This window comes from Agrobacterium sp. ST15.16.024, assembly GCF_027956545.1.
Classification (GTDB): Bacteria; Pseudomonadota; Alphaproteobacteria; order Rhizobiales; family Rhizobiaceae; genus Agrobacterium; species Agrobacterium cucumeris.
This window is the reverse complement of sequence record NZ_JAQKGO010000014.1, coordinates 31,381-57,984: the sequence shown is the minus strand read 5'-3', so window position 1 is coordinate 57,984 and position 26,604 is coordinate 31,381. Positions and strand designations below refer to the sequence as shown.

Genomic DNA, 26,604 nt, shown 5'->3' with positions numbered 1-26,604 from the left:
GGCGGGCGCTGGGGGACAATTTCGCGGCGGGCGCTCGATCCGCAGTCGGTCAACGCCGTTATCAAGCAGAGGGTGGAGATGGCCGGGTTGGAGAGCGGGGAGTTTTCGGCCCATGGGTTGCGGTCAGGTATCTGGCCGAGGCGGCGAACCGAGGCATTCCCCTACCCGAGGCGATGGAGCAGTCACGTCATCGCTCGATTCAACAGGCATCCAGCAATGCCACCAGACGGTGTGGACGCGCGGCGCGCTTGTTATGAGTCTGTCAGGACCTTGGTTCGCGCAAATTCAGTTGGGGATGGAAGTCTATCTCAAACGGCACTACTCAGGAGAAGCAGCCTAACTTAGCTCGGGCTTGTGAGCACTTCTGTAATTTAGATGATGACCGTTTTCATTGTTACGCCGGGGCCGTTGTAAGATCGCGGGCTTGGCGCCTTCAGCCGGATCTCGCAAACGTTTCAGGTTACCTCTGACGGCTGGCTTGCCAGAAGAAGACGACGACGGATTGAGGCTAGTATTCCGTCAAAGGTGAAGCACGACATCCGATAACCACCAAAGGCAACATTGTTAGCACGCCAGCGAAGTCGATCAAGATCATCTGGCACGAGATCCGCATCACGCCCTACAATCAGAAGCAGGTGAATTGTCGGGCTATTCGTACCGAAAATCCGTCTGAATGCGGAAGAGTTTTTTTCTTCCGACAGCCGCCACGCCCAATCAACCAACTGCGACGAGCCGTGCTCAAATCGGTTGGACCAGTGTTTCATTGATTTTCCGGCTTCGAGCTTTGTAAAGATGCTGTATTCTCGCGCGTCCTCGACCTCGATCAATGTGAATGCATTCGCCTCAGTATCGCCAGAAGCCGCGTCGCACACGAAATCGCCAAACAAGTCGAGTTCGCTTGCCCAGCAGTTGGGTAGTTCGACAGCATTGTTTCCGTAGCCAATAGCAGCGCAGAGATGCGGGCGCTCTTTAAAAAATGGCGCTATCTGATCCCGTTCCTTGAGATGGCTCTCGGATTTAAGGAGCTCGTCAAGTTCGTCCAGGTTTTGTCGTAAGATCGAAGTATCAAGATTTAAGGAAACAAAGGATTTCATACAGAGTGGGCCTGTGCCAACCTCTCAACTCTCCGCAATCCATCGAGCTGGCTACGCCTAACGACGTCCTCAATTTTTAGATTTTCGCCCTCGAAGCGAACGAGGACTCGCAACTCGGCTCCCACCCTAAGGGAAAAGAGATCTTTCGTCCCGAGCAATAGCTTTGTTTGCTCCAGAGCTGAGGATCGTCCGCCGCGCGACAGACGTTCAACAGCGTTGACCACCTTTGCTTTCTCTTCCGATGCGAGTTGGTCGAGGTATGACCGCGCTGTAAATGTCCACACTATCTGCATCGAAGCTGATCGCCTTTCGTTCCAACTATATAGTAGTACGATCCCCCCCACCTTTCAACGTGTTCCGACCTTGGCTGCAGTGAATGGCCTATCGACAGCAGCAGGACATTCGATAGAATGTTCGGGCCGTCCACCGGGGACCTCATCGAGCGTTACAACGGCTAAGTCGTGTCCAGGGCTCGCCACGTCGTCATTGCTTACGAGCACAGTGGCCAAGACCAAGTCAAGGCGATCGTGTCGACAGAGCGGTCGCAGCGTAGGAAAGATGGCCGGGGAGGCGCCCGAATGGACGACAACATAATGGGAGTCTTGTGTCGTTTTGCATTTAATCGCAAGACTCCGCATGCGATAATTTCAACAAGATAGCGTGGCACTTAAATTGAGATTGAGCAGTTAATTTTGAGATTCAGGCTTCGATTGGCACTTAAGGTGAGATTCGTCGCCATGGAAAAGATGAATGCCGTCGGCCAATCGTCCTCAGAAAATGCTAAACCGTCACAAACGGTTATTGCCAAATCGGAAGGTGCCAGACGCCGAAAATCGCACCGAAAATCTCAAATTAAATGCCACCACCTGCCGGAACGGCCGCGTTCTTACGATTAAATGCCAAACGACACCATCAACCACCGAATTTACGAGATTCCCGCCTTAGACGCCTGCTACTGCGGGTTCAGCGGTCGCCGACCGATGCGCATACTCGTTCGTGCTAGTAATCAAACTTAGCGACTTTGACCAAATCGCCGAAGCATGAACTTCAGCCTTTCGTTCTCCTTCCGGAGCTTCACGACCATGAGGCTTCTCAGATGGCGGTTTTCAGCCTCGAGAGCGGCGAGCTCTTCATCCAAGCCGCACAGCAGCGGGGGATCGCGGCGAAGATTGAGAATTGGTGCACTTGCGGGGCTCGCTGACGGCGTCTTCTTACTCCGTGCTTTCGCTCCAGACTTCGGAGTCCATCCTGAACCCGGGCTACGCTGCTGATGCACCGAGCGCGTGGGGTCGGACGCATCGTCTTCCACAGCTTCAGACTCGATGGAAAACTCTTTCGACGACGACGTTGCGGCAGGACTATCCGGAGGGACTTCGCCGTCAATCGGAACATCCGAGTAGTCTACCACCTCGAACTTCACCGCGACAACGTCCTCCTGAACTGATGCTGCTTGAGGCAGATCAAGCTTTGGCATCACATCGTCAGCCTCTACCGCGCGGGCAACAGCCTGCAAATCCAGATCGCCCCAGATTGAGGTTCGGCGAAGTGTCTGGCGCCTGTTCGTCTTATATTCGACGATGAAATTGGATCGTGGTGTTCGCATGTTCCTAAGAAATGGAATGAGTGAGGGCGCAGAATGATCAGGATGCACGGGAATTTTTGAAACCGGCCAATCCCGAGGATTGCACGTCAAGGTGATCGAGGGATGGACACCGAAAGACCGCTAACTCATACCATGTCTCTTGCGCAGATCAGCGTTTTCGGCGCGCAGCTTCTCTGAGAGCAGCTTTCTGAGGCGCCGATTTTCTTCCTCGAGCTGGATGAATTCGGCGAGTTCGTCATCCACCGAAAGAGATGCTGCGGAAACGGGTGGCGCCGGTTGAGCCAAAGCCTTCTTCCACTGATAATGAGTCTGATCCGAAATACCAGCGCTTTTCACGGCATCTTCAAGGTTGCGCCGCCAGCGACCGTAGCTTCAATCTGACCAATCTTTTCCAGCTTTTCCTCCCCGGTAAGGCCGCGGACCTTCTGCTTCGCCAGTTTCGACGCATTCGCACGAATTTTTTCAGCCTTCGTGTTATTTCCTTTTTGAAGTCTTTTTCGGAGCAGCGGGCTCAGCTTCTGCCGCTACGGCGCCATCCTGGGTCTGGATTTCTTGGTCAGCAATTATTCATCCTCTGTACATCGCTGCTTTGTTTGCCAGCGCGATCCAAGAGTCAATTGTTCTTGCCACCTGTACGGACTAATTCCATGAATCAGATGGCACGACCCGTGATAATACAATCGATCTGAACACATAGTCGTCGGGCTTCTCCAATCTAGAAACCAGTTCTCATGTGTTCGAATCCTGTAGTGCCCGGGTTCGGTGGTTTTGCTAGCCAACACGACGCTGCTGGACATGAGAACGCATCAAAGCCATCAATATTGGTCTAAGCGAGAACTCGCCACTCCGTCAGCCATCTTCCGAGTGATCGAAGGATCGACTTGAAGAGGTTCTATTTCATTCGCTGCGAGGTCCGATCGGGATATCGACGCAGCGGAGCGTCTTTCTCTCTAGGTACTAGCCGCCACAGCACAAGTTGAGCGCGTACCGATCTCCGTGCGAACGAAACCAGGCATCAAAGCTGCGCAAGCAAAAGGCCCACCGCCTGGCAACACCGGTCTCCGGGAAAAACGCCATAAGGTACTGGCTGGGATGGCTGCATGCAGAAGGCTGCTTTCGGCGATCGCATCCAAGCTTCGCCAACATATGACTCCCCACTGTGCAACGCATCCAAATATGTGGTCGCGGAGCGTCCGCATGGATATAAGGTCTCGCATTCGCTCACGCACCTGAACGGGCCGCCATTCTGAATGGATCTGCGAAGTAAAATCGCACCTTAGAATGCTATTATTGCAACCAAGTAGCAAAAACAACAATTTAGCTTGTGGTCAGCTGACAACAAAACAAAGCGGCGGTTCAAAGGGCACTAATGTTTTTCAAGGGATATAATTTGGAACCGCGATTAAGCCCGCCTTTGTTCGCCGCCATTGGCCCGCAGCAACGCCATCAACATTGGTCCGAGAGAAAACTCGCCGCGTTTCGCCCTCGACGTCAAATCGCGAAGATATCCACCGGCCGATGTGATGTGCCCCGCCCGCTCCAGGATTGCAGCCATCATTGCGGCCGCGTTTTCAGCCCCTATTACTTCGCAGGCGTCCTGGTAGGCCGACGGGCTTACCCCCAGCATTGATCGCACGACCACGGCGGCCATCATAAGGTCCCGCCAGCTGCCGATTGCTCCGCCCGGACCATACATGGAAATCTCCGGGCATGCCCGAAGGACCATACCAAGCGGGAATGATTTTATCGATTCGGCTCTTAGTTCAACGTTTTTACTCTGCTTCGCGCCCTGCTCGTTTTCAGAGCAAGGTTCAAGTTCATTGCTGGATTCGGTATTTGAATTCTGTATGTGCTGACGGAATCCGTCATCATTGGCGTCGGATTTTCCAAGATTGACGTGCCGTTCCAATAGATTGACTACTTCTTCCTTCAGCATCTCGACTTCGTCGAGAATTCCGATTAATTCGTCCGCCCCTTTTGCCCGCCGCAGCCGTGCCATGGCTTCAACATAAAGCTCCTCGACCTTGGCCCAATCCCCGGGAACGTGATCTTCCATTGCCGCAGAGATCAATTTCCGGACATCCCGTCGGGCAATTGTGATGCGCTCTTTGACGATTTTGAGCTTGCGATTACCCTCTGCGACCTGCTGGGCCATAACCGCAAGTTCTTCTGATCGGGCCAGAAGCGGCGCAAGACTGAAGCCAAAGGCTGTCTCGATGGACCCATCTGAGCTCTTGCGCGCATAGCGTTTCCCGTTCGGGCTATCATTCCGTTGGATGAGACCTGCATCGACCAAGAGGGCCAAGTTCTCGCGTAGCGTCGTGCCGGCGATACCGTTTGCCCGTGCCGCGAGTTGGGCATTGGACGGAAACACGATAAGATTCGCTTCCTCCTTGAGTTCAGCCTCAGGGTAGAATGATAGAAGCGCGTTGAGCACTGCAAGTGCCCGATCGCGCAAACCCAACAATGATCGCGCGTCACAAGCATCGCGATAGATCTTCCACTTGTCGGCCGATTTACCCTGCCTGATGTCGGCGGATTTGAACTGTGCCGCCACTAAGGCAAGCGTCATCGGCCGCCGCCCAAACGGCGTCGTCACATTTCCACTCTGCATGTCTTTCACCCTTCAATAGGCAAAAGAAATCTGCTCACCAAAAACGGTGCCAAAGACTCTTGACTGCGATTCATGGAAATGCGATTCTCAGGCTGCTTAGACCATTGAGAGAGGCTTCCACGACGGCGACGTTTGGGGGCCTTTCTTTTGCTGTTCCTATCCTTATTTATCCTTCAGATGACGGATTTTCCTTTCTGAAGTTCGCGTAGAGCGCAGGAAGCTGCTCCATAACAAACTTTGCAAAAGTCTCGTCTCTATCTCGGTTCATTTCGATTTTGCACTGCTTGCCGCCGATGGCGAGCGTCGCGATTTGAAGCCCGTCAGCAGATTTTGCGACCAAGCGGGTGGGGGCTACAGACGGCGCCGTCACATCATCTATCTTGGACGCTCTTAGGACGACCAGGAAACGATTGTCAGAATCCCTATGTGAGAAGGATTTGTCCTGGGTGGCTTTGCGGGCCTTCTTCTCTGCGCCCGGGACTTTCAAAAGTTCTGCGAGCTCCTGCCACCTCGGTCGACCGATCTTCGGCGCACGGCCAATGGAATCAATCAACCACTGCGGAACTGCCCGAGCAACTGTTACCAGCTTTTGAGCTTCGTGTCGGTCAACAGACAAAGCCATTTGTATTAGCGACCGTTGAAAACCACCCTCGTCCAGTTTGAGTGCAAACGCCGCCCGTTCGATGAAAGTCAGGTCTTCACGAGCGGAATTCTCAATGCCCTGCGCGACGACAAGACGATCGTCATCCAGTTCGCGGACATAGGCTTTGACTTTCAAGCCGAGTTCGGCAGTCGCACGTAGTCTGCGGTGGCCGTAGGCAACCTGATATCGTCCGATCTCAGCTGGATGCGGTCGAACAAGGATCGGAATTTCTTGTCCATGATCTTTGATCGAAGTCTTAAGGACCTCCAAGACAGCCATGTCTTGGTCCTCAAACCGGTCCGCGAAGGGCGAGGGGTCGACCAATTCTGGGTCTATTTCGACTGGAACAGCTCCGTCAGCAACTTGCTGCTTGAGCTCTTCGTAATGTCTTTCCACCTCTGAGAACGTGTCTTTCAACGACCGGACCGCACCCGAGGCAACTCGCTGCACAGGCTGCTGTGCGTCATTAGAAGCGGTCTGATCGTTGCCCCCGGCAAACATTGAGCGAATGGATTGTGTACGTTTGCTCATCGTTCCGACCCTATCCAAACAACAGTTCTAGTAAGACCGTGTAGTCAGCTGACAACACACTAAGGTTTTGATTTATCAGCGATTGAGCCGCCATCATCGACCCCAGACCTTGTTTATCTGGTCGATAATTTCCAGATTCACGGCATTGATGGATTCCATTGCTCGATCATACGTCGTCCGTCCTACCGCGCCGCGCGAGAGTTCATAGAGCGACTGCTTGGTAAGACCGGCATTGGCGATTGCCGTCGACTTCCATGCGGATGCCGCCATGACGTCGATTCCGAAGACGTCACGAAGCAGCGCCACGATTTCCTGCTCGGGGACGTCGCGCGGATCATGCCTCGTAATAAGAAACCGTAGAAAGTCGTAGTCGAGCCGTCCGCCGGCTTCTTCAATTACCGACACGAGATCGGACGTCATCAAGAGGAACTGGCTCATGGATGCGACATCGACCATTTGGGGATGGACAGTCACAATCATGCCACTCGCTGCGTTAAGGGCGCCCATGGTCAAAAAGCCCAGTTGTGGGGGGCAATCGACGACAACGACGTCGAAGTCCTGTTCGACCTGATTGATTGCGCCTGCGACACGTCTGAAAAATAGATCCTCCGGACGCCCTCGATTCTGCAGCATGAATCGAGGGGTCTGATGTTCAAACTCCATCAGTTCGAGATTACCCGGGACAATGCTTATCCCGGTAAAGTAGGTGCGCCGGATAACGTCCTTCATCGTCACCCTCTGGTCGTCGTAGCGGATCGCACCATAAAGGGTCGTGTTTTCGGCAACGTCGAACTCTGGCTGATAACCGAACATTGCGGAGAGGGAAGCCTGAGGATCAAGATCAACCGCCAAGACACGGTAGCCCTGCAACGCAAGTCCTTGTGCGAGATAAACAGCAGTTGTTGTCTTCGCGGAGCCGCCTTTGAAATTTGCGACCGTGATCACCTGAAGTTTTTCGCCACTGCGCCGACGTGGCCAAAATCTACTTGCTTCCTTAGGTCGAGCTCCGGCAAGATACTCACGGAGTTGATTGATTTGCTCCAAAGTGTAAGAGCGGCGACCGGCGCTTCCCAAATCTGGCGAAGGGCCGAGTCCATCGAGCGAAAGCTGGCGAAGATAGCCGTCTGACACGCCGACAATTTCGGCGACCTCGCCGGAAGTGAAAGATCGAAGCGACTTTTGTGCGGTAGGGGGAAACGCGCGCTCACCAACCGCCCTGAGTCTCGCAGACAACGCTTCCGCGCGCTGGGTGATGTGTGCGGAAGTTGATGCTCGATTAATGTGCCGGTCGATCACGTTCACTTGGGCCTCAGGTTTCAGACGGTTTATTAGCGTCAGACGCGTTATTGCCGTCTCAAGATAACGCATGATTCTGGCAATGCCGCAAGGGAAATAGCGTTAACAGAAGGTTAACGACCGCAGATCCACCTAACACACAAAATCCGGATTTATTATCTAATACAACCTGTTAGCATACCAGACCGTCAGCTATGTTCATGATTTGTCTTACTGTGAATCCTACAATCGTAACCCAAAGGAGACGACACGGAATCCGCATTGTCGTCCAGCTAAAGCAGACTCACCACCGCGACTCAGCTGGATCTTACCTTGTAGAATCCTACAACTACTCACCGTGTCCAAACCGTGCTGAGTTCTCCGCCGAACAACGACGACGGAGAAATTCATGCAGGTTCTCGCGATCTCAACACCGAAAAATATTCAGGAAGCTGAGCTTATCCACCGCCATCACGAGCTACGCGCGCGGGTCTTCGCCGACCGGCTAGGCTGGGATGTCGAAGTTATCGACGGCGTGGAATTGGATGCTTTCGACACTCTGATACCGACTTACATCCTCGCAATTTCCGACAGTCGCCAGGTAGCAGGATGCGCGCGGCTGCTTCCGGCGCCTGGCCCCACAATGGTGGCCGACGTCTTTCACTCACTCCTTCCGAATGGCCGGTTGAACGCCCATTCCGCGATGATCGAGAGCTCCCGTTTTTGCGTCGATACGGCGCTCGGCGAGGGCAGGGGAGACGGATCCGTCCATGAGGCGACGCTGACCATGTTCGCCGGCATCATCGAATGGTGCATGTCGAACGGTTTCACCGAAATCGTCACCGTCACTGACCTGCGTTTCGAGCGGATCCTCGCGCGCGTCGGGTGGCCCCTTCAGCGCTTGGGCGAGCCCAGGAAGTTCGGGGTGACGATGGCGGTCGCGGGAATCCTACTCGCCGACGCCAGTACATTTCAAAAGCTCCGTCCCGCCAACTATCGCTCTGAATTCACCTCCCTCAGCAAGGCAGCGTAGGAGAAATCCGTGAACCAGCTTCGCTCTCACCCTCGGCTTGTGCGTAAACTTCAGGAAGCACTCGGTGACCAGCTCTGCGTGGCGCTGGACGATGCAACAGTCGTCGAGATCATGCTCAATCCGGATGGAAAGCTGTTTATCGAACGCCTCGGACATGGCGTTGCGCCCGCCGGCGAAATGTCCCCGGCCGCGGCCGAAATGGTGATCGGTACTGTCGCGCATGCACTGCAGTCGGAGGTCGATACCGAACAGCCGATCATCTCCGGAGAGCTGCCGATCGGCGGTCACCGCTTCGAGGGACTGTTGCCTCCCGTGGTCGCCAGGCCTGCTTTCACGATCCGGCGCAGGGCATCGCGCCTCATCCCGCTCGAAGATTACGTCCGGACCGGAGTGATGACCGAATACCAGGCCGCGACGATCCGCAGCGCGATTTCCGCGAGGCTCAACATCATCATTTCCGGGGGAACGGGCTCGGGCAAGACGACGCTTGCGAATGCTGTGATCGACGAGATCGTGAAAAGCGCGCCAGAAGATCGGCTCGTCATTCTGGAAGACACCGCCGAAATTCAATGCACTGCCGAGAACGCAGTTCTGCTCCATACCAGCGATACGATCGACATGGCACGGCTTCTAAAGAGCACGATGCGCCTGCGTCCTGATCGGATAGTTGTGGGCGAGGTCCGCGACGGCGCTGCCCTGACCCTGCTCAAGGCTTGGAACACCGGTCATCCGGGCGGCGTGGCGACCATCCACTCGAACACCGCCATGTCGGCGCTGCGCCGTCTTGAACAGCTGACGGCCGAGGCAAGCCAGCAGCCGATGCAAGAGGTGATCGGGGAAGCCGTCGATCTCGTGATCTCCATTGAGCGGACGCCGCGCGGACGGCGCGTTCGCGACGTCATCCAGGTCGAGCGGTTCGTCAACGGTCAATACGAGGTCGAATCCGATCAGCTCACAGAAGAACAGGAAGCGCGCCATGTCGCATAGGAAATCATTCATCGCCGTCGCGCTCTTGGCGGCGCCCATCGTTCTCGCCTCGGTCGCGCCGACCCTTGCCAGCTCCGGCGGCAGTCTCCCGTGGGAAGGGCCGCTGCAGCAGATCCAGGAGTCGATCACCGGCCCGGTCGCGGGTGCGATCGCGCTTGCAGCAGTCGCCATCGCCGGCGGCATGCTCATCTTCGGCGGCGAACTGAATGATTTCGCGCGGCGACTTGTATACGTCGTTCTCGTCGCCGGCATCCTCCTCGGCGCCACCAACATCGTCGGCCTGTTTGGCGCAACCGGCGCCTCGATAGGACTGACGAGCGAACAGCTCACCACGATTGGATCGGCCGGAGGCGGGGAGGGAACTCATGGCTAATTCCCCATCCGGCCTGCAGCGCAACCGCATCCACCGTGCACTGTCGCGTCCAAACCTGCTGATGGGCGCCGACAGGGAGCTTGTGTTGCTGACCGGTCTCGCCGCCGTCATCCTGATCTTCGTGGTGCTGACGGTTTATTCGGCGCTCTTCGGAATCGCCGTCTGGGTCGTGATCGTCGGGCTCCTCAGAATGATGGCGAAGTCCGACCCGTTCATGCGGCAAGTCTATATCAGGCACATTTCCTACAAGCCCACCTACAAGGCGACGACATCGCCTTGGCGCCGGTATTGAGGAGGCGGCCATGGTAGCTCTCAAACGCTTCCGGGCGACCGGCCCTTCCTTTGCTGATCTCGTTCCCTATGCCGGCCTGGTCGACAATGGTGTCCTCCTCTTGAAGGACGGAAGCCTGATGGCCGGCTGGTATTTCGCGGGACCAGATTCCGAAAGTGCGACTGACCTCGAACGCAACGACCTGTCGAGGCAGATCAACGCCGTTCTGTCGCGGCTTGGAAGCGGCTGGATGATCCAGGTCGACGCCATTCGCATTCCGACGGTCGACTATCCCACAGAAGACCGTTGCCATTTCCCCGATCCGGTAACCCGCGCAATCGACGGGGAGCGCCGGGCGCATTTCGCGCGCGAGCAGGGGCATTTCGAGAGCAAGCATGCGCTGATCCTGACTTACCGGCCGCTCGAGTCCAAGAAAACAGCTCTCAGCAAGTACATCTATTCGGACGAGGAGAGCCGGAAGAAATCCTACGCGGACACGGTGCTCTTCGTGTTCAAGAACGCGGTGCGAGAGCTTGAGCAGTATTTTGCCAACACACTTTCGATCCGGCGAATGGAAACCCGAGAAACGGTCGGAAGGGGAGGGGAGCGAATTGCCCGATATGACGAACTGCTTCAGTTCGCCCGCTTCTGCATTACCGGCGAGAACCATCCAATCAGGCTTCCCGATGTTCCGATGTATCTCGACTGGATCGCCACGGCGGAGCTTGAACACGGACTGACGCCGAAGGTCGAAAATCGCTTTCTCGGCGTCGTCGCGATCGACGGTCTGCCGGCTGAAAGCTGGCCGGGCATTCTGAATAGTCTTGACCTGATGCCGCTCACCTATCGGTGGTCATCACGTTTCATCTTCCTTGATGCCGAGGAGGCCCGACAGAAGCTCGAACGCACACGCAGGAAATGGCAGCAGAAGGTCCGGCCGTTCTTCGACCAGATATTTCAGACACAAAGTCGATCCGTCGACCAAGACGCGATGACCATGGTCGCCGAGACCGAGGACGCCATCGCGCAGGCCTCATCGCAGCTGGTTGCCTATGGATATTACACACCGGTCGTCGTGCTATTCGACAACGATCGCGAAGCCCTGCAGGAGAAGGCCGAAGCGATCCGGCGGCTGATCCAGGCGGAAGGGTTTGGGGCGCGGATCGAAACGCTGAACGCCACCGATGCCTATCTCGGCAGCCTGCCGGGCAACTGGTACTGCAACATCCGTGAGCCACTGATCAACACCAGCAATCTCGCCGACTTGATTCCGCTGAATTCGGTCTGGGCCGGAAACCCGATCGCGCCATGCCCCTTTTACCCACCGAATTCCCCTCCCTTGATGCAGGTTGCGACCGGCTCGACAGCGTTCCGTCTGAACCTGCATGTCGATGATGTCGGCCACACGTTGATCTTCGGTCCGACAGGTTCTGGTAAGTCGACGCTGCTTGCTCTGATCGCCGCACAGTTTCGCCGGTACGAAAATGCGCAGATCTTCGCCTTTGACAAAGGCAGTTCACTTCTTCCCCTGACGCTCGCTGCCGGTGGTGATCACTATGAGATCGGCGGCGACAATGCGGAAGAGGGGAGGGCCTTGGCCTTCTGCCCGCTTTCTGATCTCGAAAGTGATGCCAACCGGGCCTGGGCGACCGAGTGGATCGAGATGCTGGTCGGTCTGCAGGGCGTCACAATCACCCCCGATCATCGTAACGCCATTTCTCGGCAGGTCGGACTGATGGCGAGCGCATCCGGTCGCTCACTCTCGGATTTCGTCAGCGGCGTGCAGCTGCGCGAGATCAAGGATGCGCTGCATCACTACACCGTTGACGGGCCGATGGGCCAGCTCCTCGATGCGGAGGAGGACGGCCTGACACTCGGGGCCTTCCAGACCTTCGAAATCGAGCAGCTGATGAACATGGGCGAGCGCAATCTCGTGCCGGTGCTGACCTACTTGTTCCGGCGGATTGAGAAGCGTCTGGATGGATCGCCGAGCCTGATCGTGCTCGATGAGGCGTGGCTGATGCTTGGCCACCCAGTTTTCCGCAGCAAGATCAGGGAATGGCTCAAGGTCTTGCGCAAGGCGAACTGCGCCGTTGTCCTTGCGACCCAATCGATCTCGGATGCCGAACGGTCCGGGATTATCGATGTGCTGAAGGAGTCTTGCCCAACCAAGATTTGCCTTCCGAATGGCGCCGCCAGAGAGCCAGGAACACGTGAATTTTACGAGCGTATCGGTTTCAACGAGCGCCAGATTGAGATCGTCTCGAACGCAGTCCCCAAACGCGAATACTACGTCGCCACGCCGGAAGGCCGGCGGCTCTTCGACATGTCGCTGGGGCCGGTTGCGCTGAGCTTTGTCGGCGCGTCGGGCAAGGACGACCTCAAGCGCATCCGCGCACTGAAATCCGGACATGGCCGCGAGTGGCCAATCCGCTGGCTTGAAACGAGAGGAGTTCACGATGCCGCATCGCTACTCAAGTTCGAATAGATGGTTAGCCTGCCTGGCGGCCGCGGCCCTGACGATCGGAGCCGTACCTTCAGCACGGGCGGGGACCGCCACCGGTGCTGCGACGGAGTGGACGCAGCTCGCCAACAATGCGCAATTGGTGGACCTTCTCAAGAGCTCGGGCCTCCAGGTCGACAATCAGCTGACGCAGATCAGCCAGCTTGCGGAGCAGATCCAGAACCAGCTTAAGATCTACCAAAACATGCTGCAAAACACCGCGCAGCTGCCTGACCATGTCTGGGGGCAGGTCGAAAGCGATCTCAATCAGCTCCGCAGTATTGTCGACCAGGGTCAGAGTATCTCATTCTCCATGGGCAACGCCGACGACGTTCTTCAGCAGCGCTTTCAGAGCTACGCCGACCTCAAAACCAACCTGCCGGATAACGCGACGTTCTCCTCGACTTATCAGTCCTGGTCGACGACCAACCGCGACACGATCGCCAGCTCGCTGAAGGCTGCGAGCCTAACGGCCGACCAGTTCGATAGCGAGGAAGATACGATGTCCTCGCTGCGGTCGATGTCCGAAACGGCGGACGGGCAGATGAAAGCGTTGCAGGTCGGCCACGAGATCGCCGCTCAGCAGGTTGCCCAGATGCAGAAGCTTCGCGGTCTCGTCTCGCAACAGATGACGATGATGGGAACCTGGCTACAGACGGAGCAGACCGACAAGGACCTGGCGCAGGCCCGGCGGGAAAAGTTCTTCAACGCTGAGGTCAAGAGCATTCCGGAAGGTCAGAGAATGGAGCCACGCTGGTGAGCCGATCCGTCCTAATTGCTTTGGTGCTTGCTGTCGCCGCTGCATCCGCCGCGGCCACAGTGCTGATCGTAAAATCCAGCGACGGCGGAAGACCTGCGCTTACCGAGGAGCAGCGCTCAGCCCGGGAGAAGTTCTTCGGCTCGAATAAGGAGCTGCCGCCGATCAAGGATGGTCAGGAGATACGGCCGAGATGGTGAAGCCCGCTGTCACACGTTCACTCCTGATAACTGGTCTGTTCTTCCTCGCCTATGCTGCTCCCGCATTTGCGCAGGAGGGGCAGGTCCTCACGGAACTGGAAAACCAGGTCTCCTCTGCCGCGAAGGGCTGGGAGACCACCATCATGGATGCGGCGAAATCGCTGTTCTGGATCCTCGCAACGATCGAGATCGGCATTGCCGCCGTCTGGCTGGCGATCCAGTCAGCCTCGCTGGATAGCTGGTTTGCGGAGCTGGTGCGCCGGATCATGTTCGTCGGGTTCTTCGCATTCGTTCTGACCCAAGGTCCGACCTTTGCCCGGGCGGTGGTTGACAGTCTTTTCCAAATTGGTGCCGGCGGCGGTTCAGCCTCGCCCGCTGAAGTGTTCGATGCCGGCATTCGCGTCGCCTCGCAAATGTCGCAACAGGCGCAGTTCGGCGTATTCGAGGACAATGCGCTGGCGATTGCCGCGGTGCTGGCAATGGGTGTCGTCGTCATCTGCTTTTCGCTGGTTGCCGCGATTTTTGTTTCGGTGATGGTTGAGATGTATGTCGGCCTGCTCGCCGGCATGATCATGCTTGGCCTGGGCGGTTCCTCCTTCACCAAAGACTTTGCTGTTCGCTATCTTGTCTACGCCTTCGGCGTTGGCATGAAACTGATGGCGCTGGTGATGATCGCAAAGATTGGGTCACAGGTCCTCTTGGGTCTGGCCAATGCCCCGACCGCATCCTCCGACCAGTTTGTCACCACCCTGGCGATCGCCGGTATTTCCGTCGTGGTCTTCATCATCGCCATGTACGTGCCGAACATCATCCAGGGTGTCGTCCAGGGAGCCTCCGTCACCGGCGGTATGGAGACAATCCGCCACGGCGGGCAAGCGGCGTCCTTCGCCGCGGGCGCTGGATTCTTGGCCGCCGGCGCTGCCGGCGCGGGTTTTGCGGCGGCCCAAGCCGCACGAGCTGGCGGTTCATCCGTCGCTGGTGCTGCCCTGCGGGGGATAGGCGCAAGCTTCAGTTCCGGGGCACAAGCCGCAGGCTCGGCCGCGAAGGAAAAGGCAATCGGATCTCCCGGTGCTTATGCGGGGTCCATCCTCGGACTAGCCAACGCCAAGCTCGATGAACAGCGCAGCGGTCACAGCGGCCCGACGCCTCCTCCCGAACGCAACGACAAACCATAATCGAGACAAGGGAAGAATAAATGGCAGCGAACCGCGCCCCTGATAATCCGTATCTTGCCGCCCGCCAGGAATGGAACGAGCGCTACGGCACATATGTGAAGGCTGCTTCCGCATGGCGGATCGTCGGCATTCTCGGCCTGACGATGGCCGTCATCGGCTTCAGCTACGCGATGTATCTCAGTACCCAGGTCAAGCTCGTGCCTTATATCGTTGAGGTCGACAAGCTGGGGACGGCAGTCACGGCAGGCTTCCCGGAGCAGATCGAATATGCCGATGTCCGCGTGGTTCGCGCCACACTCGGCAACTTCGTGACAAGCTTTCGCTCGATCACGCCGGATGCCGTGGTGCAGAAGCAATATATCGACCGCACATACGCTCTTCTTCGCACCTCCGATCCGTCGACGGAGAAGGTCAACGCCTGGTTCCGAGGCAATTCACCTTTCGAGAAAGCGAAGTCCTCGACCGTCGCCATCGAGGTCAACAACATCGTGGCGCTCTCGAACCAGACCTATCAGATCGACTGGACGGAATACGAGCGAGACCGCAAGGGCAAGGAAACCGGCACACGCCGCTTCCGCGGCATCGCAACGGTGGCGCTCACCGCGCCACAGGATGAGGCGACGATCCGCCTCAATCCGATCGGCCTCTATGTCCGGGATTTCGACTGGACGGCACAGCTTTAAGGGCAGGGATTTCTCAATGCAAAAGACAGGATTGATCGCAGCCGCCGGCTGCATGGCCGGACTCGCCTTTGTGGTGGGCGCGCAGGCGCAAAGCATGACGAGCAACGAGGTCAAGGGTACGAATATCTCCCGCAAATGGCGCGGCACACCGGGCCTGGTCACAACGGGACCGGACGGCAAAGTGATTTTTCTGTTCGGCGAGACCCAGCCGTCCGTCGTCTGCTCGCCGCTGCAGGTCTGCGACATCGAGCTTCAGGGCGGTGAGATCGTTCGCGACGTGCTCGTCGGCGATACGGTGCGGTGGAAAGTGGAGCCGGCCACCTCGGGGGCGACAGGCGGGCAGGCCATCCATCTGATTGTCAAACCGTCGGAGCCAGGTCTTCTCACCTCGATGGTCGTCACCACCTCACGGCGAACCTATCATATCCAGCTCAAGTCCCATCCCAGCCAGTACATGGCGCGCGTTGGTTTCGAGTACCCCGAGGACACCTCCACCAAGCTCGCCGACATCAATGCCCGTCTCGAAACCGGCGGCATTCCGGGCACGGCGCCGGATAAGCTGAACTTCTCCTATTCGATCAGCGGCGGGGCTTCGTGGAAACCGAAGCGGGTCTATTCGGACGGGGTCAAGACCTACATCCAATTCCCGAAGTCGATCTCAGGTCAGGATGCGCCGGTGCTCTTCGTCGTCTCCGGCGGTCAGAACCGCATCGTCAACTACCGGATGAAGAACAACATGATGACCGTCGACTATGCGATCGACAAGGCGATCCTCGTATCAGGGGTCGGGTGGCGGCAGCAGAAGATCACCATCCGGCGGGGAGGCTGAACCATGCGCAAGCTCCTCGCACTCTTCATCGCGGCCAAACTACTCTCCGGTTGCCAAACGGCCGACGACGCGATGACCACCAATGCAACCCCGGTTGCCGTCACCGGACCGGCCGCAAGCGCGATCGCCGGTGACATGGCAAGTCGTCTCGCCGAACAAATCGGTCCGGCCAGCGCTGCGACGACCATCAAAATGGAAAAGGACCAGTCGGAATTCGCGACCGCCCTCGAGGCGGCCCTGAAGGGCTGGGGTTATACGGTCGTCACGGACGGCAAGGTCGCCAAAGACATCAAGCCGGTCGAGCTTGCTTTTGCCGTCGAGGGCTTCGACGGGCAGGTTTTTGCGCGCGTTTCGACGCCTTCCATCGCTCTTGGCCGCGCCTATACGCCGACGGCGGCCGGCGCCACGCCGACCAGTCCACTTTCGATCATGCAGCGCAACTGACGGAGAGCAATATGGTCCAGTCGCTCCAACTTGGCGCGCCAGCCCAGTCCGACGATCAGAATGGCATGCGCCGGCTCAACCGCCTGCCGATCATCATCGCCATCATCGTCGTCGCGCTCTTCGTTGGCGTCGTCGTGATCGGCCTGTCGCTGCGGGGGCTGTCCTTCCATCGAGGCGACATCGAGGGGGCTTCCAACACCCCGGCGACCAGCTTCGGCGACCAGCTCAAACGGGGTGTCACCGACGGCATCATCGGCGAGCCGGAGAAGCAGGAAGTGTTTCAACCGACCCCTGTCGTCGAGCAGAAGGTCGAGAAACAGGAGACCGCCGTTGAACGCCGGCCGAATGACCGACAGGAGAGACGCTCGCTCGAATCCGAGGAGGAGTGGAAGGCTCGCCTGAAGCGGGAGCAGGACGAGCAGTATATCCGGGAAGCGCAGCGCCAGCGGATGGCTCGCCTCCAGGCTCGCGCTACGGCGCTCGATTCGCCGCTGAAGGTAGACATCGGAGACTTCGAGAAGGCAACCTCCACCAATGACAGCGGCCGCCAGCCGACAAATGCAGCCGTCAACAGTGCGTCGGACCTTTATGCCGCCGCCATGAAATCCGGCCTGATGGGCCAAAACGTCGATCAGAACGGACAGCCGTCGAAGGAGGATTTTTTCAATCAGGACATCAAGGATCTCGGCTACCTGCCAAACCAGGTCGTGCCGCAGATGTCACCCTACGAACTGAAGCGCGGCTCGGTCATTCCCGCCACCTTGATCACCGGCCTCAATTCCGACCTGCCAGGGCGGATTACCGCGCAGGTCAGCCAGAATGTCTACGACAGCGCGAGCGGCTATCGCCTCCTTATCCCGCAGGGCGCAAAGCTGTTCGGTCGCTATGATTCCAAGGTCTCATTCGGCCAGGAGCGTGTTCTCGTCGTCTGGACTGACCTTATTTTTCCCAATGGATCCACCCTGCAGATCGGCGGCATGGCCGGCACGGACGCCGAGGGGTATGGCGGCTTCCAGGACAAGGTTGACCGCCATCTCTGGAGGACGTTCGGTTCCGCAGCTCTGGTGGCAATCATCGGGACGGGGATCGACATGTCGATGCCGGAGAGTTCAACATTGGCCACCCAGGACACGGCATCGGATGCAGCACGGCGGAATTTTGCCGAAAGCTTCGGTCGCGTCACAGAACAGACAATCTCGAAGAACCTCAACGTTCAGCCGACGATTCGCATCCGTCCTGGCTATAAGTTCAACGTTCTCGCGGACCAGGATATCATCTTTCCATCCATTTATAGCGGGCGCTAACCCATCTCGAACGCTGCTCCGCCCGTCGTTTCGTCGGGTGGAGCGATCCATCCGCGCTCAGAAATCAGCGCTCGCCAAAATCTTCTCTCAAATTGTCATATTTTAGATGAAGAGGCCTTGAATACTCGGTAGAGGTGAGTAGAAAACCAGTTGCAACGGCCGTGGATATGCTTCGGCAGAAGGCAACTGCGTTTTCATCGGAAACGAATGGGGACACGGAATTCGCAGCCACGGTCCGATGTTCCGTATGGCTCCGGCTGGCCGAACGGTGGCACCAGGTAACTCGCGGCGCGTGGTAGGCGCGACGGGTGGGAGGCTCGCAGCTGCGCAAGAGGAGACAAGTCCGTGGACGGAGACCTTCGCTCTTTAATCGATATGACGGAAGCTGCGCACGATGAACGCATGATCAAGGGCGCCCTGAAAAGCTTCGCAAACTCCCATGGCTTCGAACGTTTTGCGTATCTTCAGACCGAGGGCCTGGAAATCCGCACATTCAACTCCTATCCGGAGGAATGGCAGGATATCTATCTTGGCGGCCAATATTCGCGCATCGACCCCGTCATCACGGAAGCCAAGCGTCGCATGGAGATGTTCTACTGGACGGCCGATGATTGGCCGGCTCGTGGCACCTCGGAGCTGAGACGGTTTCGCGACCAGGCGATCGAGCACGGCATTCGCAGTGGGCTGACGATTCCGGTCGAAGGGAGTTTCGGGTCGACGATGATGCTGACCTTTGCCTCGTCGGAGAAGAAAGTCGAGAAAGCCAAACTGCTGGACGCCCAGAAAGCCGTCCGGACGGTCCTTGCAATCCATTACCGCCTGAAGATTATCGCTTCGACGACGATAATCGCTCCGAAGCGGCTACTCTCGCCAAGGGAAGCGATGTGCCTCATGTGGGCAGCAAAGGGCAAAAGTGCCCCGGAAACCGCAATGTTGACGGGGATCAACGCGAGGACGGTGCAGCACTACCTCGATAAAGCGCGCGAGAAACTTGACGCGGCGACCGTTCCACATCTAGTCGCGATCGCTAAAGATCACGGCTTGGTTTGAGGGGTCATTCATCGCCATCGAGCGGAACCTCGGGGATGTAGCCGAGCACATCGATGATCTCCGAAAGCTCTTCCTGCTGGGCTTCGGATTTCCTTTGCCGCGCGGCATACTCTTGCTGCAAGCTTTCGAGCACGGCGCTCGAAACCGAGGGGTCGGCGGACGCGCGGGTCCATTCCTCATAAACAGCTTCGTCGGCGACTATAAGCCGGCGGTGCTCTCGGATTGCAGATATAGCAAGCGCCTCTAGTTCTGATTTTTCCATTGAACGTAAACAGGATCCCATCGGTTTGGTTTCGTGTTTTGTCTCGGATAAGTTCACGTCCTTCATCCGCTTCCCCTTAATTTCTTCATTTGCCGCTCGAAAGCCAAATCCTGGTGAGCATTATACCGCATAGGCCATAACTGCACGGCCTGTCTTTCAGAAGTTCATATACCCTATATCCCAAGGTAACTTGTGACGGCCTGGACGAGCAATATCACGCGCCGTGACGAATCGGAACTATAGTTCCTGGAATAATAGTTCCGATTCAGGTTCCGCTCGCGTCATGGATCTCAAGGAGGTCATGGCGATCAATATGCGTCGAATCCGTCATGGCAAACAATTGACGCAGGAGGAAGTGGCCCACCGTACGGGCCTCAGTGTCCGCCATGTCGGAGCAATCGAGCGTGCCGAGATGTCGGCGACCGTCACCGTCCTTGGCCAAATCGCAGAGGCACTGGGCGTCGAACCTGCCGTGCTTGTGACGAGATGAGTAGACGCGCGCGTGCTGACTGCTAGTTGCTGCCCTTGAGGCCCCGTTATGACGCAGCCGGGCATGAATCTGCTCTAATCGTATTTCCGCGCGGCCGTTCTTTCGTGGATGGCTGTGCTGGTGCTTTGATCAACTCGAACACCACGTTCGTGCGGGGCGTTCCGACAAACACTAATATCATGCATTTGAGTTACACTAATTTTCTGCTTTGAACCTCAATACTCGCCTCGCTGCCCCCGGCGAAACGAAGTCAATCTATTTTTGGCCTCCAATGTGTGAGAGGTCGATCCGCATCCCCGCTCGGCCAACATCCTGCACCGTCTCAGGCTCTTGCTCTCCTGGTTTCGGTTCGGCGCTCTCTTCCTCGTCGGGGATCTTCTCCTCGCTTTGCTGCGGCACTTCAACTGCCGTTCCCGGATCCTCCGCCTGAAACACACTGACGCCCTCGAACTCGCCGGTCTTCCATGCGTAGACCGCATCCTCGAAGATCTGCGGGAAGACATCTTTGCTCGTCGGGTTGCCATACCATTTCGCGACGATCCGGAGCACCTTGGCGAACATCGCCGTGCCTTTGCGGAGGTTCTGGCAGGCATCGACGAGGTCCGGTTTGAGATCACTCGCTTCCTTGACGCCAACGCCGGCGGGAAACTGCGTGAGACCGACGCGGACCACCGCCTGACCAGCATATTGCCGCACGATCACCATCGCCTCGTCAGCCGACGCAGCTTTTGGCACGAGGATCAAACGGCCACCGGATTTGACGGTGACGGCGAGGGGATCAGCCGAGCCTGCTGATACCACGAACCGTTCGACGATCGCGGGTTTTAGGGAAGGGTCGGCGCATTCTTTGATCAGGGCGGCGTCCAGCATAGTGTCTCCTTTCAGGTGTTAAAGGCAATGACGAGCGGCTTTGCGAAGAGTTTTACCCAGGCGGTAGTCGCGGCGCGCTGTATGGCAATGATCGACGTGCCTTCGGTCCACCAGCCGTTTCCGACGGCGAGGATGGCGTCCGGATCGTGCAGCATCGACTGCAGGACCGGCCAAACGATCAGTTGCTCGTAGCAGATCAGTGGTGCGGCCCGGCCGGCACCGATAGTGACGATTGGGTTCGCGAAGAAATCCGCCCGGGCGCCGCCGCTCTCCCCAAACCAGGATCGCCATGGCTGCCACATCGAGCCGGGAACCGGCATGCGTTCGCGATAAAGGATGCGGCGACCCTTGCCGTCGATCGAGACGAGGACATTGTCGTAGCCGTCTGCGTCGACTACCACGGCGCCGGCGATGACGGTGGCATCGCCATCGGCAAGTGCGCCCGTCCATAGACGCTCCACGGTCGGCGTCCAGAAGCCGAGCGCACTTTCTGGCAACACCACAAAGCGGGTGCCATCGCCGGCAGCGTCGCGCACCGTTGCGATCAGGTCATGCTGGCGTCGAAGACCGGTGTCGCGGCCAAGCGAAGCGCCCATTTCCAGATCGACGCCGCGCCAGGCTTCCGGTAGTCTCGGGTCGGTCCAGATTGCGGCGGACCATAGCCAAAAGCCGGTCAAGGCGATGGCGACAGCTGGCCATATGCGGGTTACGAGGCCCGCAAGGCCAGCTGTCATCCAGCCCAGTCCCCACCATCCCCATCCCGGAAACAAAACTCCAGCGGCCGTGACAGGATGCGCCCAGCCCGTGATGCCGAACGGCGGGACGGCCATGATGACGGCCGCAAGGAGATAGCGGAACGGACGAATGCCGGCGATCCCGGTCCACAGGACCGTATGCACGGCGACGAAGCTCGAGGACGCGCACAGCCAGAGGAGCAGCCCCGGCCAGATATCAGACGAATAGAAGGCAGCGACGCCTTGCGGCAGGCCACGAGATGCGGCCAGAAAATAGCTGGCCGAGACAAGGGCCGCGACCGCCCTCGTTTGCGCCATCGACCAAAGAACGGGAAACGCCAGGGCGACGGGCAGAAGCAACGCGTGGCCGCTCCAGCCCACCACGCCGATCGCGATCGAAGCGACTATCAGCTGCGTCGCCCGAAGAAACTCACGGCGCATAGGTGAGGATCTCCTGCGCTAGGCCGAGAATGCCTGAAGCGGGCACCGGACCGAAGTACCGGGAGTCGAAGGAGCCCGGGAACGCCGAATGCAGGAAGAGATGTCCTGGCGGAACGATGCCACTCGGAAACGGCGCCAGCGGCCGCCCCTTTCCGTCTCGTGGCGCGAGGCTGGAAGAGGCAACCACCCGCCCATCGACAATCACGCTGGCGCCGATTTCGACATGCTGGCCTGCGACGGCGATCACCGTCTTGATCAACGGGGCGACGCCACCCGGGCAGGAACCGGAACGGAGATAGTCGCGCGCTCGCGCCTCCCGCATTTCCGCGGTTGCCGGTGGGCAAACGAACACTAGGTCACTGACAGCAACGGGGCGACCGAGCGGAACGATACGCCACAGGCCGAGTGGCTCGCTCGGGGTCAGATTGATGCGATAACCGCCGGCGAGGGCAGTCGCCACCAGCACGATAGCGGCCAACGTCGTGGCCGAGAGGATCACGGCCGCTCGTCGTTGTTGCGCGGTTATCGCCTGGCGCGCTCTAGCTGCCGCCGTCATTTCAGGGAGAGCCCTTGGCTCTTCGTCTGGCGCAGTGTCTCAGCCTGCTTAAGCGCCTCCGTCGTTCGTTCATGAGCGGCAAGCTGCTGGACCGTCCGCATGGAATTCCACGCAGACTGGACCTCAGCCTTCTGGCCAGCCGTCATGCCCGCTGTAACGGTCTCGAAGGCCTTGCCGTTGGTGTCTTTCGCGGCGAGAGGCAGGAAGGTCCGTTCTCCGAAACGCTCGGACACAGCCTTCGCGAAACCTTCGAGTTCAGCTTTCACCATTTTGTCGGCCAACGCATATTCAAGGCCGGCAGGGAGATCGTTGCGATCGATGGCATCGCGGACGCGTTCGAGCATCTGCTTGGCCGCTGGCGAGAGCGCAGGGATGTCGACCGAAACCTTGAGCCGGACCGCGCGCTCCTCCGTCTCATGCTTCAATTCGGCCTCGGCCCGCTCACGAAGATAGCGTTCAAGATTGCGGCCAAGTGCCGGGACATTGGCGATGGCTTTTTCCCGGTCCTGCTTCTCGGCACGGCTGGCAAGAAGACCGGGCTTGCCCTTTAGCGTACCGAAACTTTCGGGGGCGTCGGCGACCTTCGCGAGAGTGGACTTCGCGACCGATTGGTCCTTGACCATCGCGTCGACATTGATTGCCTTGAAGGCAGCCTCCGGCTGCGCGTAGACGAGGTGGAAGCGGGTCGAGACGTCCTCCCATTGTTTCTTGAGGCCGGGGTCGGCGGCGAGCTTGTCCTCGACAGCCTGCTCGAACGATTTAGGGAAGGTGGTGATGCCTGACACCATGGGCTTGGCCTCCTTGATCGGGTTCTGGATTGGGGAGTTTTTGAAGTTGCCGACGAAACCGAGTTTCGTTGCAATTGCGGCAAGACGGGCGCCGAGGCCGACCAGCTTCTGTTTCTGCCGAATGGTCCATTCCAGGCGATCGCGCGCGACCGCCCGGGCGACATTCATGAGGTGCAGGCCCCGGGCTTCCGCGAAGCGCAGCGCCTGGCGATAGAACGACGCCTGCTCGTAATCGAGGGTCGTCTCCTTGGCGTTTCGGCGCGATAGGATCGGGATGAGGCCGCCGGATTTCGCGAAGGAGCGACTGCCGTAGTAGACGGCGAGATCTTCACGATGGCGGGTCATCGCGACGTAGGTCAGATGCCGGTCGAGCGACAGTGACGCAAGCACCTTCACCCGGTCGACGGTCGCCCCCTGGCTCTTGTGGATCGTCGTGGCATAACCGTGATCGAGATTGTTGTAGAAGCGCTGCTCGATAGTAACCTGACGGCGGTGCTCTCCTTCACCAACCTCGGCGACGACCCGGCCAGGAGCGGCTTTGAGCACCTTTGCGAGCATGCCGTTCTTAACGCCGAGGCTGCCCTCGTTCTTGAGGAACACGATCTGATCTCCCGGCGCAAATTTGCGGTGTCCGTCCTCCGTCTTGAATGCAAATCCTTCTGCGACGACACCGCGTTCGACCAACTTGGCGCGCGCCATATCGTTGAGCATTCGCACATCACGGCGAAGGTGCGCGAGGATCAGGCTGGTCTTCGAGGGGTCGTAGTCGCGGTCCCACGCTGCGATCAGGCTCTCGACCGCCTCGTCCTTCAGTCTCAAGCCAATCATTCGACCATGAGCGGTATAGGCGTCGACAGCCTTGCGGATATTGCCACGAGCGAGATCGAGCGAGGCATCGCGCATCCATTGCTGGCGCTGACGGTAGATCGTTTCGAGTTCGGCATAGCCGATGCGAGCGGCAATGGCGCGAAAGGCGGCACCCGCTTCGATCGGCTGGAGTTGTTCGGGATCGCCGACGAGGACAAGTTTGGCGCCGGCCTTGGTCACCGTCTCGACCAACAGCGCCATCTGCCGTGACGACACCATGCCGGCCTCGTCGAGTACGATGACAGTCTTGTTGTCGAGCTGGTTGCGACCCTGGTTCCAGCGAAGCTCCCACGACGACAGCGTGCGCGATGGGATGCCCGCTTCCTTCTCCAATCCCTCGGCTGCTTTGCCGGCCAGTGCTATGCCGACCACACGATAGCCGGCTGCTTCCCACGCCTCACGGGCAGCCTTCATCATCGTCGTCTTGCCGGCGCCGGCACGACCAATCACGGCGGCGATCCTCTCTCCGCCGGCGACATGTTCGATCGCCGTCCGCTGCTCATCCGATAGACGAGAATGGCGTGCAAAGGTCGCCTGCAGCACCGCCTCACGGACACCATGGGAGGCGCGAGCGGAAAGCCAGATAGCGCGGTTGGCCATCTCGGCTTCAAGCCGGATCATCTCCCGGGTCGTGTATTTCGCCAGCTCTCGGACCCCGGTCGCAAGATTCATTCGCTCGCGCTCGAGCCTGAGCGCTTCCGGGCTCTGCAGAATCCTCACCATCAGGCTTTGGAAGAGACGGGCATCGTCGATATAGCGATACAACACCTTCGCAACATCACGTTCGTCGAAGACGCTCTTCTCCCGCGTGATCAGCTCAAGCACGATCTCGGGGCGGCGCTGGATGCGGCGTGCATTCTCGCTACGACGAGCTTCCTGAAGCTCGATGCGTTCGAGTTTGGGAGGCGCGGTCTCCTGCTTCCCGTCGGATTGCTCGGCCTTGCGCTCGATGGCTTTGGCGCCGACGCCGAGGTGAATGGTCGGCTCGAGGTCGATACCCTGCTTTTCGAAGGAGCGGCCATCGATGCGAATATCGAGGCCGGCGAGCGCCAGATGTTTGTTCTGGCAGGCAAACCAGCCGTCGCGGAAAGCGTTGAAGTCCTCAGTGCTACCGGCCCACAGGTCATAGACGATCTTGCCTGCATCATTGCGGATCGGTTTGCCGTCCCGACCGAGCACAGCGACCTTCTTCGAACCGAACCCATCTTCGGTGAGCGGCCGCAATGTCGTCATCAGGTGGACATGCGGATTGCCGGGGGCGTCGTGATAGACCCAGTCGGCGACCATCCCCTTCGCCGTGATGTGCCTCTCCACAAAGTCGCGCATGAGAGCGATATTCTGCTCGGATGTCAGCTCGAGCGGCAGGGCAATGGTGACATCCTTGGCGAGCTGCGCATCGGATCGCTTCTCGAATGCCTCCACCTTGTTCCAGAAGGCTTCGGATGCTCCCGCGACTGAGCGATCTGCAATCATGCTGCGCACCCATTCGGGCGAGTCTGCCGGAATCACAAACTCTTCGTGCAACAGCCCCAGCTTGCGGGTGTAATCGATCGTTCGCGCTTCCCGCTCGTATTCCATTTTCGCGCAGTGCCGGTAGGCCGCCGACAGGACAGCGCTGCGGCCGGAGCCGCGGGCGACGACGCTGACGGAGAAATGGGGGACGGCCACGGCGGAGTTCTTTCCCGGTTGCAAACGAAATCAACGGGTTCGTCGGGAGCGGGAGGCCGGACCAAGCAAGGGCGTCGCGTGAGCGACGTATAATTGCGCCCTTGGAAGCCGCTCCTTCGGAACGGCCGGGATCATTCACCAAAGAATCGCCCTTGGCGATTGTAGGATTCACAGTAGTGCGTTCCGCACTCCGTTCGGAAAGACTGGCTTCGAAAGACAAGCTTTCTCAGCCATGGAGACGATCGGACATGAAAAAACCTGCCTCGAAAATCCGCGACGAAATCGCCAAGTTGCAGGAGCAGCTCAAGGTCGCCGAGACAAGAGAAGCCGAGCGGATCGGCCGGATCGCGCTCAAGGCCGGCCTTGGCGAGATCGAGATTGAGGAAGGGGAGCTGCAGGCCGCTTTCGAGGAAGTGGCGACGCGGTTTCGCGGAGGCCAAGGGGGAGGGAAGGGCGCTACGAACGGAGGGAAAAAGGGTGCCGGCGATAGCAGCGGCGCAACGTCGACGCCGGCGGACTCCTCTGGTGCGGGCGCGGGCAGCACTGGCGAGGCTTGAGC

General features: G+C 58.5%; 26 protein-coding genes and 1 pseudogene. 16 read left to right on the top strand and 11 right to left on the bottom strand.

Features of this window, described 5'->3' with window-relative positions; all coding sequences use genetic code 11:
• Positions 1-257, top strand: a pseudogene (locus PL640_RS24175) (integrase); the annotation flags it as partial.
• A gap of 198 nt (positions 258-455) precedes the next feature.
• On the opposite strand, the gene PL640_RS24170 reads toward PL640_RS24175, so the two are convergent.
• From PL640_RS24170 to repA, 6 genes are all read right to left on the bottom strand, one after another.
• The gene (locus PL640_RS24170) at positions 456-1,094 is read right to left on the bottom strand and encodes a Shedu anti-phage system protein SduA domain-containing protein (RefSeq protein ID WP_077768120.1); all 639 of its coding nucleotides are present in this window, start codon (positions 1,092-1,094) and stop codon (positions 456-458) included.
• Between the two features lie 1,012 nt (positions 1,095-2,106).
• Positions 2,107-2,697, bottom strand: a complete 591-nt coding sequence (locus tag PL640_RS24165) for a hypothetical protein (RefSeq protein ID WP_012476012.1) — start codon at positions 2,695-2,697, stop codon at positions 2,107-2,109.
• Positions 2,698-2,817: 120 nt separating this feature from the next.
• Positions 2,818-3,033 carry a hypothetical protein gene (locus PL640_RS24160; protein WP_116979320.1) on the bottom strand — a complete coding sequence of 72 codons (216 nt, stop codon included), beginning with the start codon at positions 3,031-3,033 and terminating at the stop codon, positions 2,818-2,820.
• A 1,066-nt stretch (positions 3,034-4,099) separates the two neighbouring features.
• Positions 4,100-5,311 carry a plasmid replication protein RepC gene (repC, locus tag PL640_RS24155; protein WP_012476011.1) on the bottom strand — a complete coding sequence of 404 codons (1,212 nt, stop codon included), beginning with the start codon at positions 5,309-5,311 and terminating at the stop codon, positions 4,100-4,102.
• A 166-nt stretch (positions 5,312-5,477) separates the two neighbouring features.
• Positions 5,478-6,485: a plasmid partitioning protein RepB gene (gene repB / locus PL640_RS24150; protein WP_012476010.1), complete on the bottom strand. Its 1,008-nt coding sequence runs from the start codon at positions 6,483-6,485 to the stop codon at positions 5,478-5,480.
• 93 nt (positions 6,486-6,578) lie between these two features.
• A complete protein-coding gene (gene repA / locus PL640_RS24145) occupies positions 6,579-7,787 on the bottom strand; it encodes a plasmid partitioning protein RepA (RefSeq protein WP_234888145.1) in 1,209 nt (402 codons plus the stop codon).
• 382 nt (positions 7,788-8,169) lie between these two features.
• On the opposite strand from repA, the gene PL640_RS24140 reads away from it, so the two are divergent.
• From PL640_RS24140 to PL640_RS24080, 13 genes are all read left to right on the top strand, one after another.
• On the top strand, positions 8,170-8,793 hold the full coding sequence (locus tag PL640_RS24140; protein ID WP_012476008.1) for an acyl-homoserine-lactone synthase: 624 nt from the start codon (positions 8,170-8,172) through the stop codon (positions 8,791-8,793).
• A 9-nt stretch (positions 8,794-8,802) separates the two neighbouring features.
• Positions 8,803-9,780 carry a P-type conjugative transfer ATPase TrbB gene (trbB, locus tag PL640_RS24135; protein WP_077768123.1) on the top strand — a complete coding sequence of 326 codons (978 nt, stop codon included), beginning with the start codon at positions 8,803-8,805 and terminating at the stop codon, positions 9,778-9,780.
• Positions 9,770-10,153 (top strand): TrbC/VirB2 family protein, encoded by a 384-nt coding sequence (locus tag PL640_RS24130; protein WP_012476006.1) that lies wholly within the window; start codon positions 9,770-9,772, stop codon positions 10,151-10,153. Before trbB ends, PL640_RS24130 begins: the two co-directional genes overlap by 11 nt.
• On the top strand, positions 10,146-10,445 hold the full coding sequence (locus PL640_RS24125) for a conjugal transfer protein TrbD (RefSeq protein ID WP_012476005.1): 300 nt from the start codon (positions 10,146-10,148) through the stop codon (positions 10,443-10,445). The genes PL640_RS24130 and PL640_RS24125 overlap by 8 nt, the downstream gene beginning before the upstream one ends.
• A 10-nt stretch (positions 10,446-10,455) precedes the next feature.
• The gene (locus PL640_RS24120) at positions 10,456-12,912 is read left to right on the top strand and encodes a conjugal transfer protein TrbE (RefSeq protein ID WP_012476004.1); all 2,457 of its coding nucleotides are present in this window, start codon (positions 10,456-10,458) and stop codon (positions 12,910-12,912) included.
• Positions 12,884-13,687: a P-type conjugative transfer protein TrbJ gene (trbJ, locus tag PL640_RS24115; protein WP_077768124.1), complete on the top strand. Its 804-nt coding sequence runs from the start codon at positions 12,884-12,886 to the stop codon at positions 13,685-13,687. Before PL640_RS24120 ends, trbJ begins: the two co-directional genes overlap by 29 nt.
• Positions 13,684-13,884, top strand: a complete 201-nt coding sequence (gene trbK / locus PL640_RS24110) for an entry exclusion protein TrbK (protein WP_012476002.1) — start codon at positions 13,684-13,686, stop codon at positions 13,882-13,884. The genes trbJ and trbK overlap by 4 nt, the downstream gene beginning before the upstream one ends.
• Complete coding sequence (gene trbL, locus PL640_RS24105) at positions 13,878-15,059, top strand: P-type conjugative transfer protein TrbL (protein WP_012476001.1); 1,182 nt, start codon at positions 13,878-13,880, stop codon at positions 15,057-15,059. The genes trbK and trbL overlap by 7 nt, the downstream gene beginning before the upstream one ends.
• Positions 15,060-15,079: 20 nt before the next feature.
• The gene (locus PL640_RS24100; RefSeq protein ID WP_012476000.1) at positions 15,080-15,742 is read left to right on the top strand and encodes a conjugal transfer protein TrbF; all 663 of its coding nucleotides are present in this window, start codon (positions 15,080-15,082) and stop codon (positions 15,740-15,742) included.
• Between the two features lie 16 nt (positions 15,743-15,758).
• Positions 15,759-16,571 (top strand): P-type conjugative transfer protein TrbG, encoded by an 813-nt coding sequence (gene trbG, locus PL640_RS24095; protein ID WP_012475999.1) that lies wholly within the window; start codon positions 15,759-15,761, stop codon positions 16,569-16,571.
• 3 nt (positions 16,572-16,574) lie between these two features.
• A complete protein-coding gene (gene trbH / locus PL640_RS24090) occupies positions 16,575-17,015 on the top strand; it encodes a conjugal transfer protein TrbH (RefSeq protein ID WP_012475998.1) in 441 nt (146 codons plus the stop codon).
• 11 nt (positions 17,016-17,026) lie between these two features.
• Positions 17,027-18,319, top strand: a complete 1,293-nt coding sequence (gene trbI / locus PL640_RS24085) for an IncP-type conjugal transfer protein TrbI (RefSeq protein WP_012475997.1) — start codon at positions 17,027-17,029, stop codon at positions 18,317-18,319.
• Positions 18,320-18,664: 345 nt separating this feature from the next.
• Entirely contained in the window at positions 18,665-19,369 is a 705-nt protein-coding gene (locus PL640_RS24080; protein ID WP_077768125.1) for an autoinducer binding domain-containing protein, read from the top strand.
• Positions 19,370-19,373: 4 nt separating this feature from the next.
• Here the strand turns inward: PL640_RS24080 and PL640_RS24075 are convergent, their stop codons facing one another.
• Positions 19,374-19,697 carry a transcriptional repressor TraM gene (locus PL640_RS24075; protein WP_012475995.1) on the bottom strand — a complete coding sequence of 108 codons (324 nt, stop codon included), beginning with the start codon at positions 19,695-19,697 and terminating at the stop codon, positions 19,374-19,376.
• A gap of 217 nt (positions 19,698-19,914) precedes the next feature.
• Here PL640_RS24075 and PL640_RS24070 point away from each other — a divergent pair, with 217 nt between their 5' ends.
• A complete protein-coding gene (locus tag PL640_RS24070; protein WP_077768126.1) occupies positions 19,915-20,121 on the top strand; it encodes a helix-turn-helix domain-containing protein in 207 nt (68 codons plus the stop codon).
• Between the two features lie 255 nt (positions 20,122-20,376).
• Here PL640_RS24070 and PL640_RS24065 read toward each other — a convergent pair whose 3' ends face one another.
• From PL640_RS24065 to traA, 4 genes are read right to left on the bottom strand one after another with little or no spacing between them, the layout of a single operon-like run.
• The gene (locus tag PL640_RS24065) at positions 20,377-20,991 is read right to left on the bottom strand and encodes a TraH family protein (RefSeq protein WP_012475993.1); all 615 of its coding nucleotides are present in this window, start codon (positions 20,989-20,991) and stop codon (positions 20,377-20,379) included.
• Positions 20,992-21,002: 11 nt separating this feature from the next.
• A complete protein-coding gene (locus PL640_RS24060; RefSeq protein WP_012475992.1) occupies positions 21,003-22,166 on the bottom strand; it encodes a conjugal transfer protein TraB in 1,164 nt (387 codons plus the stop codon).
• Positions 22,156-22,722, bottom strand: coding sequence for a conjugative transfer signal peptidase TraF (gene traF, locus PL640_RS24055; RefSeq protein ID WP_012475991.1), 567 nt, complete (start codon positions 22,720-22,722; stop codon positions 22,156-22,158). Before traF ends, PL640_RS24060 begins: the two co-directional genes overlap by 11 nt.
• Positions 22,719-26,045, bottom strand: a complete 3,327-nt coding sequence (gene traA, locus PL640_RS24050; RefSeq protein ID WP_012475990.1) for a Ti-type conjugative transfer relaxase TraA — start codon at positions 26,043-26,045, stop codon at positions 22,719-22,721. The genes traF and traA overlap by 4 nt, the downstream gene beginning before the upstream one ends.
• A gap of 248 nt (positions 26,046-26,293) precedes the next feature.
• Here traA and traC point away from each other — a divergent pair, with 248 nt between their 5' ends.
• Entirely contained in the window at positions 26,294-26,602 is a 309-nt protein-coding gene (traC, locus tag PL640_RS24045) for a conjugal transfer protein TraC (RefSeq protein ID WP_012475989.1), read from the top strand.
• The last annotated feature ends 2 nt before the right edge of the window (positions 26,603-26,604 follow it).

What these genes read in the sequence shown, in the direction of transcription:
- PL640_RS24170 (WP_077768120.1), bottom strand. Translation starts at nt 1,094, where the DNA reads ATGAAATCCTTTGTTTCCTTAAATCTTGATACTTCGATCTTACGACAA.
- PL640_RS24165 (WP_012476012.1), bottom strand. Translation starts at nt 2,697, where the DNA reads ATGCGAACACCACGATCCAATTTCATCGTCGAATATAAGACGAACAGG.
- repC (WP_012476011.1), bottom strand. Translation starts at nt 5,311, where the DNA reads ATGCAGAGTGGAAATGTGACGACGCCGTTTGGGCGGCGGCCGATGACG.
- repB (WP_012476010.1), bottom strand. Translation starts at nt 6,485, where the DNA reads ATGAGCAAACGTACACAATCCATTCGCTCAATGTTTGCCGGGGGCAAC.
- PL640_RS24140 (WP_012476008.1), top strand. Translation starts at nt 8,170, where the DNA reads ATGCAGGTTCTCGCGATCTCAACACCGAAAAATATTCAGGAAGCTGAG.
- PL640_RS24130 (WP_012476006.1), top strand. Translation starts at nt 9,770, where the DNA reads ATGTCGCATAGGAAATCATTCATCGCCGTCGCGCTCTTGGCGGCGCCC.
- PL640_RS24125 (WP_012476005.1), top strand. Translation starts at nt 10,146, where the DNA reads ATGGCTAATTCCCCATCCGGCCTGCAGCGCAACCGCATCCACCGTGCA.
- PL640_RS24120 (WP_012476004.1), top strand. Translation starts at nt 10,456, where the DNA reads ATGGTAGCTCTCAAACGCTTCCGGGCGACCGGCCCTTCCTTTGCTGAT.
- trbJ (WP_077768124.1), top strand. Translation starts at nt 12,884, where the DNA reads ATGCCGCATCGCTACTCAAGTTCGAATAGATGGTTAGCCTGCCTGGCG.
- trbL (WP_012476001.1), top strand. Translation starts at nt 13,878, where the DNA reads ATGGTGAAGCCCGCTGTCACACGTTCACTCCTGATAACTGGTCTGTTC.
- PL640_RS24100 (WP_012476000.1), top strand. Translation starts at nt 15,080, where the DNA reads ATGGCAGCGAACCGCGCCCCTGATAATCCGTATCTTGCCGCCCGCCAG.
- trbG (WP_012475999.1), top strand. Translation starts at nt 15,759, where the DNA reads ATGCAAAAGACAGGATTGATCGCAGCCGCCGGCTGCATGGCCGGACTC.
- trbH (WP_012475998.1), top strand. Translation starts at nt 16,575, where the DNA reads ATGCGCAAGCTCCTCGCACTCTTCATCGCGGCCAAACTACTCTCCGGT.
- trbI (WP_012475997.1), top strand. Translation starts at nt 17,027, where the DNA reads ATGGTCCAGTCGCTCCAACTTGGCGCGCCAGCCCAGTCCGACGATCAG.
- PL640_RS24075 (WP_012475995.1), bottom strand. Translation starts at nt 19,697, where the DNA reads ATGAAGGACGTGAACTTATCCGAGACAAAACACGAAACCAAACCGATG.
- PL640_RS24070 (WP_077768126.1), top strand. Translation starts at nt 19,915, where the DNA reads ATGGATCTCAAGGAGGTCATGGCGATCAATATGCGTCGAATCCGTCAT.
- PL640_RS24065 (WP_012475993.1), bottom strand. Translation starts at nt 20,991, where the DNA reads ATGCTGGACGCCGCCCTGATCAAAGAATGCGCCGACCCTTCCCTAAAA.
- PL640_RS24060 (WP_012475992.1), bottom strand. Translation starts at nt 22,166, where the DNA reads ATGCGCCGTGAGTTTCTTCGGGCGACGCAGCTGATAGTCGCTTCGATC.
- traF (WP_012475991.1), bottom strand. Translation starts at nt 22,722, where the DNA reads ATGACGGCGGCAGCTAGAGCGCGCCAGGCGATAACCGCGCAACAACGA.
- traC (WP_012475989.1), top strand. Translation starts at nt 26,294, where the DNA reads ATGAAAAAACCTGCCTCGAAAATCCGCGACGAAATCGCCAAGTTGCAG.